Below are 15,661 nucleotides of genomic sequence, written 5' to 3'. Positions count from 1 at the left end.
TCAGGCTCCCGGGAAGTCGGCGACGATCCGGTCCACCAGCCCGTCGACGCCGAAGCGCACCGGGTCGGTGGCGGGCAGGTTGTGCTCCGCGGCGAGCGCGTCCAGCAGCGCCCGCGCCTCGGCCTCGCCGAGCGCCTGCGTGTTGACCGCGATGCCCACCGGCTTGATCCCGGGGTTGGTCAGGCTTCCGAGCTGCATGGTGAGGTCGATGACCTGCCGGATGGTCGGCAGCGGGTGTTTCACGCCGCGCATCGTGGTGCGGGTCGGCTCGTGGCAGACCACGAAGGCGTCGGGCTGGGCGCCGTGCAGCAGGCCGAGGCTGACGCCCGCGAAGGACGGGTGGAACAGCGAGCCCTGGCCCTCGATCAGGTCCCAGTGGTTCGGGGCGGCCTCCGGCGAGATCGTCTCGACGGCGCCGGAGATGAAGTCGGCCACCACGGCGTCGATGGCGACGCCCCGGCCGGAGATGAACACGCCGGTCTGGCCGGTGGCGCAGAAATCGGCGTCGAGGCCGCGCTCGCGCATCCCGCGCTCCAGCGCCAGGACGGTGTACTTCTTGCCGACCGAGCAGTCGGTGCCGACGGTCAGGAGGCGCCGGCCCGCCCGCTTGGTGCCCTTCCCGGTGGGGAAGCGCTCGTCCGTGTGGCGGACATCGTGGAGCTGGCGGCCGCGCCGCGCCGCGGCCTCCGCGATGGCCGGGATCGTGCCGAGCTTGACGTGCAGGCCGCTCGCCACGTCGAGGCCGGCCTCGATCGCCGCCACGATCTCCTTGATCCAATGGTCCGGCAGCACGCCGCCGGCGTTGACGACGCCGATCACCAACGTCCGGCAGCCCTTCGCCAGGGCCTCGGGCAGGGTCATGTCGGGGATGCCGAGGTCGGCGGCGCAGCCGGGCAGGCGCATCTGGCCGACGCACCATTCGGGGCGCCAGTCCTTGATCCCGTAGGCGGTCTTGGCCGCCAGCGTGTCCGGCACGTCGCCGAGGAACATCAGGTAGGGCGTGGCGATCTGCATCGGTCGAGCAACCTTCTCCGGAGGCCGGCGGATCGTCTATGCGGGATCGCGGGCGCCGGACGCAATGCATGAGGCCGGCCAGGGGAGTGGACGCGGCCGCCGTTTCGGACATGACCGGGTTGCGCCATCCGGAATGGACGCTCCTCCAACGCTCTCCCTCATCCTGAGGTGCCGCAGCGCAGCGGAGGCCTCGAAGGAGGGCTCCAGATGCCGCGCGATCCCTGGAGGGCTCCTTCGAGGCGGCTGCGCCGCACCTCAGGATGAGGTCGAGTCTGGGAGAACCGTCCTCAACCTCAGCGGCCGAGGGCCGTCGCGCTCAGGCGGCGCGTCGTCGCGCCACCCCCGCCTCGTTGGCCACCGCGCCCACCGGCGACAGCACGCCGGTCGCCCGGACCAGACCGTCGGCGCCTGCCAGCGCGCCCAGGCGCAGCTCCAGCCCGAGGAAGCGTTCGCGCTCGAACGGCCCCGGCAGGGTCAGACCCTCCGCGAGCGCCCGGTCGAAGCCGAAGCGCGCGTAGTAGGGCGCGTCGCCGACCAGCAGCACGGCGCCGTGCCCGAGGGATTCCGCCCGGCCGAGGGCCGCCTGCATCATCACCGAGCCGAGCCCCTGCCCCTGGATCGCCGGATCGACGGCGAGCGGGCCGAGCAGCAGCGCCGGGCGGGCGAGCCCGGCCTCGACGTGCCACAGCCGCAGGGTGCCGACGAGCCGCCCGGCCCGGATCGCCGCGAAGGCGAGGCCGCGGGCCGGCAGACGGCCCTCGCGCAGGCGCTCCGAGGTCTTGGCGCGTCGGTTGCCGGGAAAGCACGCGTCGAGCAGGCGCTCGCGCGCCGGGACGTCGTGGAGATGCTCCGCGCGGATCTCGATCATGGCTGTGCCCTCCCCGGGCCGGCAAGCGGGAGAAGCGGTGGATTCCGACGGACGGTCGAGCCTGATCCGTCGATGCGGCAGCGGACGATCGCTCCCGGCAGCCAAGGGCTGCCGGGACGTTCTGCAGCAGATCAGATGACGATCTGCTGAAGGGGCGGGAAGCCGTTGAAGGCCACCGCCGCGTAGGTGGTGGTATAGGCGCCCGCGCCCTCGATCAGCACCTTGTCGCCGATCGAGAGCGAGACCGGCAGCGGGTAGAGCTGCCGCTCATAGAGCACGTCCACCGAGTCGCAGGTCGGCCCGGCGATGACGCAGGGCTCGGTCGCGTCCCCGTCCCGCGCGGTGCGGATCGGGTAGCGGATCGCCTCGTCCATGGTCTCGGCGAGACCGCCGAACTTGCCGATGTCGAGGTAGACCCAGCGCACCTCGTCCTCGGCCACGGACTTCTTCGAGACCAGCACGACCTCCGCCTCGATCAGGCCGGCATTGCCGACCATGCCGCGGCCCGGCTCGATGATCGTCTCGGGGATCTGGTTGCCGAAATGCTTGGTCAGACCCCGGAAGATCGCCTCGCCGTAGCTCTCCACGCCCGGCACCGCCTTGAGGTACTTGGTCGGGAAGCCGCCGCCGAGATTGACCATCGACAGGCCGATCCCGCGCTCCGCGCATTCGTGGAAGATCCCCGCCGCGGAGGCCAGCGCTCCGTCCCAGGCCTCGGTGTTGCCCTGCTGCGAGCCGACATGGAACGAGATGCCGTAGGCCTCGAGCCCCTGGCGGTGGGCGTGCTCCAGCACGTCCGCGGCCATCTCGGGCACGCAGCCGAACTTGCGCGAGAGCGGCCAGTCGGCGCCCGCGCCGTCGCACAGGATGCGGCAGAACACCCGCACCTCCCCGGCCGGCACGCCCGTCGCCTCGGCGGCCCGGGCGATCTTCTCGACCTCGGCCTGGCAGTCGACCGCGAACAGGCGGATGCCGAGCTTCAGGGCGCGGCCGATGCAGCGCTCCTTCTTGATGGTGTTGCCGAAGGAGATCCGGTCGGCGGTGGCGCCGGCGGCCAGCACCATCTCCATCTCGGCCACCGACGCGGTGTCGAAGCAGGAACCCATCTCGGCGAGCAGGCGCAGCACCTCGGGGGCCGGGTTCGCCTTCACCGCGTAGAAGACGCGGGTGTCCGGCAGGGCGCGCGCGAAGGCGGTGTAGTTGTCACGCACGACCTCGAGATCGAGGACCATCACGGGGCCCTCGTCCTGACCGAGGTCGCGGCGCACGCGCAGGAAGTCACGGATGCGGTCGGTCATGGTCGTCTCCCGGCACAGGTTCGCGTGCGCCCTACGCGGGGCGCGCTGTCGAAGGTGACGGCCAGGACTGGCCGCCGGCGTCAGGGGGCGATGCGTCGCGCAGACCCACGCGCTTTGGAGACGCGTGCGTCGGAGCGGGCGCAGAGCACCCGGAAGCTGCCGTGGATTGGAAGGGAGGACCCCCACCGCACGCCGGGCAAAGAGAAACAAGCCTCTTCGGTGCCGGCCTTTGGAGGGCCGACGAGACCAAAAAAGCCCGTTCGTCGTTGCTTTAAGCTGCGTCCCCCGTGGAGAGCGGGGTTCGCCGGTTTCGCCTCCGGCTGCCGGTTGTTGTCGGGGTCCGGTGTCGCCACCTGGATGCCGGCCGTAGGGATCCACCCTTGCGACCATCGATCCTTTAAGACCCCTGGCGGCTGTCCGGCAGTTGACCGGATGCCCACCAACCGACACGCGGCCACAGGCACGTGCGAAATTGGGCACGGCGCATATACGGAGTAAAGCCCGGCGCGACAAGGGGAATGTGCCCCGGAACAGCTCCATTTTCGCGCCAAATCCACAGCCGGCGCAGTCCGTTGCAAAAACAGCGCATCTTGAATGCGCGCCGGAGGCGGCACGGGCTTCCCAAGCCGGGCGGAAGCGGGCATCTGACCGCGGGGGGCAGAGTACTCAGGCGAGCGAGTGATGGCGGGGCCGACCAGATCCACCGCGACGGCGCGGGCGTGAGCGCCCCCCTGCGCCATCCTGTCGGCGACGGGCTCCCGGAGCCGATGATCCGCGCCGCCACGCTCGCCGATCTCGACGCCCTGGTCGCGCTGGAGCACGCGGCCTTCGCCACCGACCGGGCCGAGCGCCGGGCGATCCGCCACGCAATCCGGTCGGCCACCATGGACGTGCTGGCGGCGCTGATCGACGCGCCAGACGGGGAACGGGGCCCGGTTCTCGTCGGCGCGGCGGTGTTGGAGCGGCGGCGCAACAGCCGAATCGCCCGTCTCGTCTCGATCGCGGTGGCGCCGAACCGGGGCGGCCTGGGGATCGGCGGCAAGCTCCTCGATGCCGCGGAGGACCGGGCGCGCAGCCATGGCTGCGACCGCCTGCGCCTGGAGGTCCGGGCCGATAACGGCGCCGGAATCCGCCTCTACGAGCGCCGGGGCTACACGCGCTTTGCCGTGCGGCCCCAGTATTACGAGGACGGCATGGAGGCTTGGCGCTACGAGCGCGGGCTGTAGGAGCGCCGCCCCGTTCCCGCCCGGTTAGGGGAGTTTTACGGGTCCCGCGCTACATCGCGCGGATTGCCCGAGAAAGACTCCGCCGCTCATGAGATGCCGTCCATGGCCGTGATCGCCGCCTTCATCATCAATGCGGGGCTGAACTTCGTCCTCGGGCTCCTGATCGCCAAGCTTCTGGGACCTGCCGATTTCGGCCGGTTCGCGCTGGCGACCACCGGGGCGATCGTGCTGAACACGGTTCTGTTCGAGTGGCTGCGGCTCTCGGCGACGCGGTTCTATTCGGGGCGCGTGCGCGTCGACGAGCCCTGGATCCGCCACGGGCTCGACCGCGCCTATCTGCGCATCGGCCTGCTCCTGCTGGCCGCTGCGGCCCTGTGCGGAGCCTTCGGCTTCGCCGGCGGCGCGGACGGCCGCGAGGCGGTGCTGTGCGGCACGGGGCTCGCGGCGCTCGGGATCGGCGTGTTCGACTACCACGCGGCACTGGCCCGGGCGCGGTTCGACGGGAAGCTCTATCTCGGCCTCGTCGCGGTGAAGAACCTTCTGTCCTTCGCCATGATGGCCGCGGCCGCCTGGTGGCTGCCCCAGCCGGCCTGGGTGCTGGCGGCGGCGGGGATCAGCCAGCTCCTCGCGGTGTTCCTGCTGCGCCACCCGCTCCGAGACCCCCGGATGCCCTTCGAGCGGCCGCGCCTCTCCGCCACCTGGCGGGTCTTCGCCCGCTACGGCCTGCCGCTGATCGCCGCCAACACGGCCTACCAGTGCCTCGCCTTCGTCAACCGCGGCGCCATCGCGGGCCATGCCGGCTTCGCGGAGGCCGGCTACTTCGCGCTGGCGGCCGACGTCACCTCGCGCTCCCTGATGACCCTGGGCACCGCCCTCGACCTGCTGCTGTTCCAGCTCGCGGTCCAGGCCGAGGAGCAGCACGGCCGCGCGGCGGCCGAGGCGCAGGTCGCCGCGAATGCCGGCACCGTGTTCGCACTGCTGGCGCCCTGCGCGGTCGGGTTCTGGGCCGTGCTGCCGGCCCTCCAGGGACTGGTGGTGCCCGACGCCTATCGCGGCCCGTTCGAGAGCTACAGCGTCGCGCTGATGCCCGGCCTGTTCTGCCTGTCGATGATGTTCTTCGCCCTCAACCCGGTTTTCCAGATCCGACGCCGGACGCTTCCCGTGATCGCCGCGGCCCTGGTCGGGCTCGCGGTCAACGGCGCCGGCCTCCTGCTCCTGCCGGACCTGCTGGGCGGGATCGGGGTCGCCCTGGCGCAGACCCTCGGGCTCGCCGCCGCCGGGCTCTGGCTCGGGTGGCGCGCGCTCACGGGTCCGCAGCGCGTCGTCCTGCCCTGGACCGAGATCGGCACCGCGGCGCTGGCCTGCGCGGCGATGGGACTGGCGCTCGCCCCGTTCCGCCACCTGCCCCCGGCCACCGCCCTGGCAACCCTCGTCCCGACCGGGATGGTCCTCTACGGGGCGCTGGTCTGGATCTTCGACATCGCCGGCCTGCGCCGCCAGGTCATGGCACGGCTGCGCCCGGCGCGGGCGGTGGCGGCGGAGTAGGTTTCGATCACGATGACCGGGCGTAGCACCGGCCCCGCAGAGGAAACCCAGCCGCTGAAACCCCGCGACTCCACCCCCGCTTGAATCCACCGCCCGTTCCGGCGACACCCGTCCTGGAATGGATACAAACAGGACCGGGACGGAAACGATGGGGGTCTACGAGCCCGGCACCGAGGCGGAGGCCGGGGAGATCGTGCAGGCGGCGGCCGGGCGTGGTGAGCGCCTGCGGCTGGTCGGCGGCGGCACGGCCGCGGGGCTCGGCCGGCCCGCGCAGGACGCCGCGACTCTCTCCGCAAAGGCGCTGACCGGCATCACGCTCTATGAGCCCGCCGAGATGGTTGTCGGGGCCCGGGCCGGCACGCCGCTCGCCGAGGTCGAGGCGCTGCTCGCCTCCCGGGGTCAGATGCTGCCCTTCGAACCCATGGACCTGCGCGGCCTCTACGGCAGCATCGGCGAGCCGACCCTCGGGGCCGTGGCGGCGATCAACAATGCCGGTCCGCGCCGGATCAACGCCGGGGCGGCCCGGGACAACCTGATCGGCGTGCGGTTCATCAACGGGCGGGGCGAGGCGATCAAGTCGGGCGGCCGGGTGATGAAGAACGTCACCGGCCTCGACCTCGTGAAGCTCATAGCCGGCGCGCACGGCACACTGGGCCTTCTCACCGAGGTCATCTTCAAGGTGCTGCCGGCCTGCGAGCGGGTCGCGACCCTGGTCTTCTCCGGGCTCGACGACGCCCGCGCGGTCACGGCCCTGTCGGAAGCGCTGGGCTCGCCCTTCGAGCTGACCGGCGCGGCCCATCTGCCGGCCGGGTGCGGCGCCCCGGAGGCGCGCACGCTGATGCGCCTGGAGGGGTTTTCGGATTCCATCGACTACCGGCTCGGCGAATTGCGGCGCCTGCTGAAGCGCTACGGACAGCCTGACATCGTGGACGGCGAGGCCGGCGCCGCCCTCTGGCGGTCGGTGCGCGACGCGAAGTCCCTCGCCGAGCCCCGCGACGCCGCGCTCTGGCGGATCTCGACGGCTCCCACGCACGGGCCGGCCCTGGTGGCGGCGATCGCGGCCGAGCGCGACGCGCGCTGGTTCTACGACTGGGGCGGAGGCCTGATCTGGCTCGCCACCGGCGCCGAGGGCGATGCCGGCGCCGAGCTGGTGCGCAGGGCCGTGCGGGCGCAGGGCGGTCACGCGACGCTGGTGCGCGCGCCCGACGCCGTGCGGGCCGCGGTGCCGGTGTTCCAGCCCCTCGCCGAGCCGCTGATGCGCCTCACGGGGGGCATCAAGACGGCGCACGACCCCGCCGGGGTGCTCAACCCGGGCCGGATGTACGCCGGACTGTAAGCTTCAGATTCCGCCCCTCCCCGGCCGCGGGGAGGCGAGGCGCCGAGGATGTGACCCGTGCAGACCAACTTCAACCCCGCCCAGCTCGCCGATCCCGCCATGGCGGCCTCGGAGAAGATCCTGCGAACCTGCGTGCATTGCGGCTTCTGCACAGCGACCTGCCCGACCTACCTGCTGCTCGGCGACGAGCTCGATTCCCCCCGCGGCCGGATCTACCTGATCAAGGACATGCTGGAGGGCGGCAAGCCGGCCTCCCAGGAGGTGGTCAAGCATGTCGACCGCTGCCTCTCCTGCCTGTCCTGCATGACCACCTGCCCGTCGGGCGTGCACTACATGCACCTCGTCGACCACGCCCGGGCTCATATCGAGAAGACCTACGCGCGGCCCGCCGGCGACCGGTTCCTGCGCGCGATGCTCGCCCAGGTCCTGCCCTATCCGAACCGCTTCCGCCTCGCGCTGATCGCCGCCAAGCTCGGCGCCCCGTTCCGGGGCGTGGTGGCGCGACTGCCGCGGGTGGGCAACCGGCTCGCCGCCATGCTCGACCTCGCCCCGGCGCGCCTGCCCGGCCACGAGCCGACGAACCGGCCGGGCCGGTTCCCGCCGGCAGCGGGGCAGACGGCCAAGCGCGTCGCCCTGCTGCGCGGCTGCGCCCAGAGCGTCCTGCGGCCGGACTTCAACGCGGCGGCGATCCGGCTGCTCAACCGTCACGGGGTTGAGGTGGTGCACGCCAACGAGGGCTGCTGCGGGGCGCTGACCCACCACATGGGCCAGGAGCATTCGGCCCACGCCCACGCCAAGCAGACGATCGACGCCTGGGACGCGGAGATCGCCAAGGGCCTCGACGCGATCCTGGTCACCGCCTCGGGCTGCGGCACGACCATCAAGGATTACGGCTTCATGTTCCGCGACGACCCGGCCTATGCCGAGAAGGCGCGTCGGGTCTCGGCGCTCGCCAAGGACGTGACCGAGTTCGTGGCGCAGCTCGACCTCGCGCCGGTGGCCGAGAGCGACCTCGTGGTGGCCTATCACTCGGCCTGCTCGATGCAGCACGGCCAGGGCATCCGGACGGAGCCGAAGGCGCTGCTCAAGCGCGCGGGCTTCATTGTGAAGGACGTGCCCGAGGGCCATATCTGCTGCGGTTCGGCGGGAACCTACAACATCCTGCAGCCCGAGCTGGCCCTCAAGCTGCGCGCCCGGAAGGTCACCAATATCGAGCGCGTGCGCCCCGACGTGATCGCCACCGGCAACATCGGCTGCGCCACGCAGATCGGGAAGGGCACGGACATCCCGATCGTCCACACGGTGGAGCTGCTCGACTGGGCGACCGGCGGCCCGAAGCCGGCCGCCCTGGCCGATGTGGCGCCACGGCTCGAAGCGGCCGAGTAGAAGGCGCAATCCTGCCAGAGTGCGGCGCTCCGTCATCGCGCGCGCAGCGAAGCGGCCCAAGGGTCTGCCGAGGCCTGAGATCGCGCGCTGCACGGGGTCGCTGCGCTGCGTTCGCAGGGGCGGCTGTCCTTCGACAAGTCCCCGTGACGAGCCCGTGACATCAGTTCACGGTTGACCCTTGCCAAATCCGCGCAGCGGTCTGTAATGATACCGACCCCTTTCCGGTCCCGCCGGCCGCCGCAGCGGCCCGCGGACGCGGCCGAATTCCTCGTGAAAACGGACGCGGCGTCGCGGTGGGCTCTGTCGGCCCTTCTGGCGGCGGCGGGTGTCCTCCCCGATCGGGCAGGTGTCGCACGACGCGGCGGATCCTCCGCCGCACCCAGGAATTCACGGCCGGTCCGATCCGGCCGAGATTGTTTCGCGAGGTCGGGACCAGGATGGACGGACGCACGGCCCAGCAGAGCGCTGCGCGTGCCCCGGAGGCGCAAGAGGTGCGTCGCACCGGTCCGTCCCTTGACCCGGCCAGGTTCAACCCCAGGCGCCTACGGCGCCGACCGGCGGTTGACGGCAATTTCCCCTCGAACCCATCCGCCTCGGCGACGAGGCCGGCACTGCGCCCGACAGGTTTGATGTCGGGCGAGGCGCCGCCGGGACCACGGGCACGGAGAACGACGTCGGCCGCCATGCCGAGAGTCCGACATGGCCAACAAAATGCTGATCGACGCGATGCACCCGGAAGAGACCCGGGTCGTCACGGTCCACGGGTCTAGGGTCGAGGAGTTCGACTTCGAAGCCGCCAACCGGCGCCAGCTGCGCGGCAACATCTATCTCGCCAAGGTCACCCGGGTGGAGCCGTCGCTCCAGGCGGCCTTCGTCGAGTACGGCGGCAACCGCCACGGCTTCCTGGCCTTCAACGAGATCCACCCCGACTACTACCAGATCCCGCTCGCCGACCGGCAGGCGCTCCTCGAGGAGGAGGCCCGCGACGCCGAGGAGCACCGGGAGCGCGAGGAGCGCCGCCGCCGGTCGTCGCGCCGCTCCCGCGGCCGCCGCGCCGAGGCCCGCGCCCGCAACGCCGACGAGACGGTGAGCGCCGAGGATGCGTCCGAGGCGCCGCAGGCTGAGGATCAAGCCGAGATCTCCGCCGAGGCTGGGATCGCCCCCGCCGGCATGCCCGACACGCTCGCCGAGAACCCCGAGGCCGTCCAGGAGGCGCTCGCCTCCGAGACCGCGGCCGGCGACATCCCCGAGGCGGAGGCCGAGCCGGCGCCGGCCGCCGGACCCGCCCCCGAGGCAGAACGCTCCACTGGAGCCGAGACGCAGCCCGACCAGACCGCCCCGGAGCATCCCGGCGCGCCCGAGCCCGAGGCCCGGATCGCCGTGGCCGAGGCGCTGACCGTGGCCGAGGAGCCGGCCGAGACCGTCGCGGAGGATGACGCGGAGGCAGCGGCCGCGGATGCTTCGCCCGCGGGCGAGGCCGACGATCTGTCCGACGAGGAGGACTCGGAGGACGACGAGTCCGACGACGACGAGGATGAGGACGAGGCGGAGGACGACGAGGACGAGTCCGACGACGAGGGGGATGACGAGTCGGACGAGGAATCCGACGATCCCGACGCCGAGCCCAAGATCGCCCAGGTCGGCGGCAACGGCGACGCGCTCGCGGAGATCCCCGAGCGGCCCCGCCACTACCGCCGCCAGTACAAGATCCAAGAGGTGATCAAGCGCCGCCAGATCATCCTGGTGCAGGTGGTCAAGGAGGAGCGCGGCACCAAGGGCGCGGCGCTGACCACCTACCTGTCGCTCGCCGGCCGTTACTCGGTGCTGATGCCCAACACCGGCCGCGGCGGCGGGATCTCCCGCAAGATCACCTCGGCGGCCGACCGCAAGCGCCTCAAGGAGGTCGTGCAGGACCTGGAGGTGCCGGAGGGGATGGGCGTCATCCTGCGCACCGCGGGCGCCTCGCGCTCCAAGCCCGAGATCGCCCGCGACTTCGAGTACCTGATGCGCCTGTGGGAGTCGGTCCGCGAGCTGACCCTGACCTCGATGGCCCCGGCGCTGGTCTACGAGGAGGGCTCGCTGATCAAGCGCGCCATCCGTGACCTCTACAACAAGGATCTGGACGAGGTTCTGGTCGCCGGTGAGGACGCCTACCGCGAGGCCAAGGACTTCATGCGGATGCTGATGCCCGGCCAGTCCAAGGTCGTGAAGCCCTACCGCGACCCGACACCGATCTTCGCCCGCTACGGCATCGAGCAACAGCTCGACGCGATGTTCTCCACCCACGTCTCGCTGAAGTCCGGCGGCTACCTCGTCATCAACCCGACCGAGGCGCTGGTCTCGATCGACGTGAACTCCGGCCGTGCCACCCGCGAGCACGACATCGAGGACACCGCCCTCAAGACGAACCTGGAGGCCGCCGAGGAGGTCGCCCGGCAGCTCCGGCTGCGCGACCTCGCGGGCCTGATCGTCATCGACTTCATCGACATGGAGGAGAAGCGCAACAACCGCGCCGTCGAGAAGAAGCTCAACGAGTGCCTGAAGAACGACCGCGCCCGCATCCAGGTGGGCCGGATCTCGCCCTTCGGCCTCCTGGAGATGAGCCGCCAGCGCATCCGGACCGGCGTGCTCGAATCCTCGTCGATCCCCTGCGCCCATTGCGGCGGCTCGGGCTTCGTGCGCGCCACCTCGTCGGTGGCGCTGCACATCCTGCGCTCCATCGAGGAGGCGCTGCTCAAGTCGGCGAGCCACAACCTCGTCCTGCGCACCCGCACCGAGGTCGCCCTCTACATCCTCAACCAGAAGCGCGGGCACCTGCGCGAGCTGGAGATGCGCTTCGGCGTGACCATCACGATCGCGGCCGACGAGCGGCTGGCCGCCACCGCGGCGTTCCAGCTCGACCGGGGTGAGCTCGCCCAGCGGGCCGAGGGCCCGGTGACGGGCGTGCGCGCCCAGGCGATCTCACCCGCCATGGAGTTCGAGGACGAGGACGAGGAGGCCGACGAGGTTGAGGCGGAGGTCGAGGGCGAGGCCGAGGAGGGCCCCGCCGAGGCGCGGGAGGACGGGTCGCGCGAGGAGGGCGAGGGCCGTCGCCGTCGCCGTCGCCGCCGGCGGCGCGGTGGTCGTCAGGAGGGTCGCGCCGAGGAGGAGCGCCAGGACGGCGGACGCCAGGAGGAGAACGGTCGGGACGAGGGCTGGGACGGCGAGGAGCCGGCCGGGACCGAGGAGCCCGTCGGCGAGCCCGCCCAGGCGGCCATCGCGGCCGAGTCCGAGGAGGGCGGGGAGACCGTCGCCGATCAGGACGAGGCACCCCGCGGTGAGGACGAGGGCGGCCGCCGCCGCCGCCGCGGACGCCGGGGCGGACGCGGGCGCGGCGAGGGCCGCACCCGCGAGACCGCCGAGACGGAGGAGGCCCCGGAGGCGACGGACGATGTCCACGCGCTGCCGGCGGAAGAGCCGGTGAGCGCTCAGGCTGTGGCGGAAGCGGTCGAGTCCGCACCCGCGGCGTCCCGCGACGAGACCGTCCTGGACCTGCCGGTTGCACCCGCCCCTGAAACAACCGCACCGGAGCCGCGGGAGACGGCCGCAACCCCGGCCGCCCCGGCGCCCGAACCCGCTGCGGTGCCGGCGCCCGAGCCCGTGGCGGTGGTGCTGACGCCCCCCGCCGATCCGGACCGGCCGAAGCGCGCCGGCTGGTGGTCCCGCACCAAGGCCGCATTGACGGGTGAATAAGGCCGTGCCCCCGGATGATCGTCAGTCCGGGGGCACCGCGCGCCAGCATTCGGTGAGCCGGCCAAAACGCAGACCTTTGATCGATCGCGGAAGGGGAAGTTTACCTTTCACCATTGATTGAAGATTTCATGCGAGTTTCATCCCCGACGTGATTTTTGGGAGGGAACCGGCATGTTCAGTTTGCGCCGCAAGCGCCACGATCCAGGCGCAGCCGGCTCCCCGGCGACAGTCAGCGCCCCGGTCGAGGCGCCCGTGGCGGCGCCTGCGCATCCGGACCCGCTGCCTGAGACCGCTCCGGCCTTCGATCGCGAATGGCTGTCCCTCATGGCGCGGCTTTCGGCTGCGGCGTCGGATGCCGGGACATCCATCGGCTGGATGACCCATGACGCTTCCGGCACCGCCGAGCAGGCGCGCCTGATCGCGGCCGCCAGCGAGGAACTCGCCGCCACGACGGGCGAGATCGCGGCCCGCTCCTCCTCGGCGGCCGAGACCGCCGAGACCGCCCGCGCCGGCATCGCCACCTGCGTCGGCGACCTCCATCGCGCCACCGAGGGCATGCGCGGCATCGAGGAAGGCACCGAGGAGATCGGCAGCCGGCTCGACAGCTTCTCCACGGCGGCCCTGCGGATCGAGGAGATGGCCGGCACCATCGCGGCGATCTCGGCCCAGACCAACCTGCTGGCGTTGAACGCCACCATCGAGGCGGCCCGCGCCGGTGAGGCCGGCCGCGGCTTCGCGGTGGTCGCCGCCGAGGTGAAGACGCTCTCGGCACAGACCGCCAAGGCGACCGACGAGATCCGCGCCCGCGTGAACGGCCTGCGCGAGGAGATGGCAGCGATGCAGGCGGCGGTCACCCGCAGCCGCAGCGCGGTCGAGACCGGCGCGGCGGCCATGATGCGGGCCAATGCCCGGGTCGAGGCGGAGAGCGGCGCCGTCGCGAACGTCGCGACCCAGATGCGCGAGGCCTCCGAGATCCTGGGCCAGCAGATGCAGGCCACCGGCGACATCGCCCGGAATGTCGGCCGCATCGCGGAAGGCACCGACAAGGCACGCCGGGAGATCGGCGATGCCCTGGCCCAGCTGGAGCAGATCGAGGATCTCGGCCGCACCCTGCTCGATCGGCAGAAGGGGGACTCGGTAGAGCAGCGGGTGGGCCGCCTCCCGGCCGACTGCGCCGCTTGGCGCCGCGCCATCGCGGCGACCCTGGTCGGCATGCGCTCGGCCGACAAGCCGCCGGCGGGCGTTGCCGCCGATCCGACCCGGCCGGCTGCCGTGGAGGCCCCCTTGGCGCGGGCCCGCGAGCAGGCCGCGGCCCTGATCCGCCACGTCCGCGCCCAGGCCTGGGACGAGGCGACCACCGCCTTCGTCGCCTTCGAGGCGGCCATCAAGGACGCACGGGCGGCCATCGCGGCCGCCTGAGCCTCCACGGTCTCAGACGTCGACGAGGCGGTCCAGGCGCATGCGGGTGATCTGCGCCACTTCGTCGAGGGCGGCCGCCTCCTCGGCCGCCTGATCGCGGCCGAGCCGGGCCTCGAACACCGAGAGGATCTCGGCCCGGCTCCGCCCCCGGACCGCGATGATGAAGGGAAAGCCGAACCGCGCGCGATAGGCCGCGTTCAGGCGGTCGAAGGCCGCCGCTTCGGCCTCGGTCATGCGGTCGAGGCCGGCGCTGCCCTGCTCGCTCGCCGAATCCGCCGTCAGGCTTCGCGCCCGCGCTTCCGGGCCGGCGAGCTCCGGGTGCCCGTTGAGAAAGGCGCGGCGCGTCCGTGCCGGCGCGGCGCGCACCGCCCCCATCATCGCCCCATGCAGATCCGCCACGCTGGCGAAAGGGCGCCGCTCCCAGGCGTCACGCGCCACCCAGGCGGCATGCTCGAACACGCCCCCGAGGAAAGCCTCGAAGGCGTCCGCCTCCATCCGGTTGATCGCCGCGAGGTCCGGCACCGGTTCAGCTGCCGCGGTAGGTGGTGAAGCTCCCGGGGGCGCACAGCATCGGCACGTGGTAGTGCTGCGCCGGGTCGAAGATCGCGAAGCGCACCACGGGATTGTCGATGAAGATGTCGCTCTCGGCAGTTCCGGCGCGGCCCCTGAAGTAATCCTCGACATGGAAGGCCAGCTGGTACTGGCCGATCCTGGCCTCGTCGGCCGCCAGGATGGGCTTGTCGGTCCGCCCGTCCGCGTTGGTGACCACGCTCTTCACGAGCCGCCACGTCTCCCCCTCCAGGACGGAGAAGTCGATCCGGATCCCGGCGGCGGGCCGCCCGCGATCGGTGTCGAGGACATGGGTCGAGATGCCGGCCATGGACTTGGTATCCTGGAAGGATGCGGCGCGGGGCGGATTCAGCTGCCGCGATAGTAGGAGTAGCCCCAGGGCGTGAACAGCACTGGCAGGTGGTAGCGCTGGCCGGCGTCGCGAATCTGGAAGCGGATCGGCACGAGGCTGAGGAAGGTCGGGCTCGGCAGTTTCAGGCCGAGCGCCGCGAAATAGGCCTCGACATGCATCAGCAGCTCGTAATGGCCGGCCGTGAGGGCGTCGTCCACGAGGAGCGGCTCGGCCGGGCGGCCGTTGGCGGCGGTGACGACCGTCTTGATCGGCCTGTAGGCCTCGCCCGCGCGCCGGGACAGGTCGCAGACCATGCCGGCGGCGGGCGTGCCATGGAAATTGTCGATGGCGTGCAGCGTCAGCTGCGGCCCGAGGCCGGGCTGCGAGACCGGCGCGGATGTGAGCGCAGCGGGCCTGCGCGGGGCCGACGGCCCGGGTCCTGCCTGGGCCCGGACGCCGCCCGCTGAGGCGGCGGCACCGCCGAGGCCGATTCCGGCGAGGCTTCGACGGGTCAGGGCGAGCGGCTCCACGAAGGGATCCCGGCGCTCGGGATCCAGGAGTGACGGGCTGGGGCAGAGCCAGGGCGGAGGGCAAGCGGCGGCCACCGATAGGCTCCGGCGGTCTCGCATCCCGCGAAACGACGCAAGGAGCAAGCCAGAGCCGGCAGGGCGCTATTGCGGTTTCGGGTCGGGCTTGGACGATTCCAGCGCGTCGGCGGCCATCCGGCGTTCGCGCTCCTTGCGCAGCTCCCGCTCGGCCAGCAACCAGAACTCGATTTCGAACCCCTCGGGCCGGTGATTGCGCTCCCACAACTCGTAGGCGCGTTCTCGGATCTGCTCGAAGGTGATGGCGTCCGGCGCCCGGGCCGGGGAAGGCGCGTTCTTGTCGTCTGGCACGGACGATGACCCGGGAGGATGGGGCTGGTTTCCCGGGGCC

At 72.0% G+C, this 15,661-nt stretch carries 13 protein-coding genes; 6 read left to right on the top strand and 7 right to left on the bottom strand.

Annotated features, from left to right (window positions below):
• The 3 genes from dgcN to ACYCO6_RS33595 all read right to left on the bottom strand — a co-directional run bounded on the left by dgcN (position 1) and on the right by ACYCO6_RS33595 (position 3,180).
• Positions 1-1,014 (bottom strand): N-acetyltransferase DgcN, encoded by a 1,014-nt coding sequence (dgcN, locus tag ACYCO6_RS33605; RefSeq protein ID WP_459767577.1) that lies wholly within the window; start codon positions 1,012-1,014, stop codon positions 1-3.
• Between the two features lie 316 nt (positions 1,015-1,330).
• Positions 1,331-1,882, bottom strand: coding sequence for a GNAT family N-acetyltransferase (locus tag ACYCO6_RS33600; RefSeq protein WP_459767575.1), 552 nt, complete (start codon positions 1,880-1,882; stop codon positions 1,331-1,333).
• 131 nt (positions 1,883-2,013) lie between these two features.
• Positions 2,014-3,180, bottom strand: a complete 1,167-nt coding sequence (locus tag ACYCO6_RS33595) for a type III PLP-dependent enzyme (RefSeq protein WP_459767573.1) — start codon at positions 3,178-3,180, stop codon at positions 2,014-2,016.
• Positions 3,181-3,947: 767 nt separating this feature from the next.
• On the opposite strand from ACYCO6_RS33595, the gene ACYCO6_RS33590 reads away from it, so the two are divergent.
• The 6 genes from ACYCO6_RS33590 (at position 3,948) to ACYCO6_RS33565 (ending at position 13,824) form a co-directional block, all read left to right on the top strand.
• On the top strand, positions 3,948-4,406 hold the full coding sequence (locus ACYCO6_RS33590; protein WP_459773844.1) for a GNAT family N-acetyltransferase: 459 nt from the start codon (positions 3,948-3,950) through the stop codon (positions 4,404-4,406).
• A gap of 102 nt (positions 4,407-4,508) precedes the next feature.
• Positions 4,509-5,951 (top strand): lipopolysaccharide biosynthesis protein, encoded by a 1,443-nt coding sequence (locus ACYCO6_RS33585; protein ID WP_459767571.1) that lies wholly within the window; start codon positions 4,509-4,511, stop codon positions 5,949-5,951.
• 148 nt (positions 5,952-6,099) lie between these two features.
• Positions 6,100-7,287, top strand: coding sequence for an FAD-binding protein (locus ACYCO6_RS33580; RefSeq protein ID WP_459767569.1), 1,188 nt, complete (start codon positions 6,100-6,102; stop codon positions 7,285-7,287).
• A gap of 57 nt (positions 7,288-7,344) precedes the next feature.
• A complete protein-coding gene (gene glcF, locus ACYCO6_RS33575; protein ID WP_459767566.1) occupies positions 7,345-8,673 on the top strand; it encodes a glycolate oxidase subunit GlcF in 1,329 nt (442 codons plus the stop codon).
• Positions 8,674-9,372: 699 nt separating this feature from the next.
• Positions 9,373-12,405 (top strand): Rne/Rng family ribonuclease, encoded by a 3,033-nt coding sequence (locus ACYCO6_RS33570; RefSeq protein WP_459767564.1) that lies wholly within the window; start codon positions 9,373-9,375, stop codon positions 12,403-12,405.
• Positions 12,406-12,576: 171 nt separating this feature from the next.
• Complete coding sequence (locus ACYCO6_RS33565; RefSeq protein WP_459767561.1) at positions 12,577-13,824, top strand: methyl-accepting chemotaxis protein; 1,248 nt, start codon at positions 12,577-12,579, stop codon at positions 13,822-13,824.
• A 12-nt stretch (positions 13,825-13,836) separates the two neighbouring features.
• Here the strand turns inward: ACYCO6_RS33565 and uraD are convergent, their stop codons facing one another.
• The 4 genes from uraD to ACYCO6_RS33545 form a co-directional block, all read right to left on the bottom strand.
• On the bottom strand, positions 13,837-14,346 hold the full coding sequence (uraD, locus tag ACYCO6_RS33560) for a 2-oxo-4-hydroxy-4-carboxy-5-ureidoimidazoline decarboxylase (RefSeq protein WP_459767559.1): 510 nt from the start codon (positions 14,344-14,346) through the stop codon (positions 13,837-13,839).
• 4 nt (positions 14,347-14,350) lie between these two features.
• Positions 14,351-14,704 carry a hydroxyisourate hydrolase gene (gene uraH / locus ACYCO6_RS33555; RefSeq protein WP_459767557.1) on the bottom strand — a complete coding sequence of 118 codons (354 nt, stop codon included), beginning with the start codon at positions 14,702-14,704 and terminating at the stop codon, positions 14,351-14,353.
• Positions 14,705-14,742: 38 nt separating this feature from the next.
• Entirely contained in the window at positions 14,743-15,330 is a 588-nt protein-coding gene (gene uraH / locus ACYCO6_RS33550; RefSeq protein ID WP_459767555.1) for a hydroxyisourate hydrolase, read from the bottom strand.
• A 66-nt stretch (positions 15,331-15,396) separates the two neighbouring features.
• Entirely contained in the window at positions 15,397-15,621 is a 225-nt protein-coding gene (locus ACYCO6_RS33545; RefSeq protein ID WP_459767553.1) for a DUF2934 domain-containing protein, read from the bottom strand.
• Between the last annotated feature and the right edge of the window lie 40 nt (positions 15,622-15,661).

This window comes from Methylobacterium sp. CM6257 (genome assembly GCF_054611515.1).
This window is presented reverse-complemented; position numbering and strand designations above follow the sequence as displayed.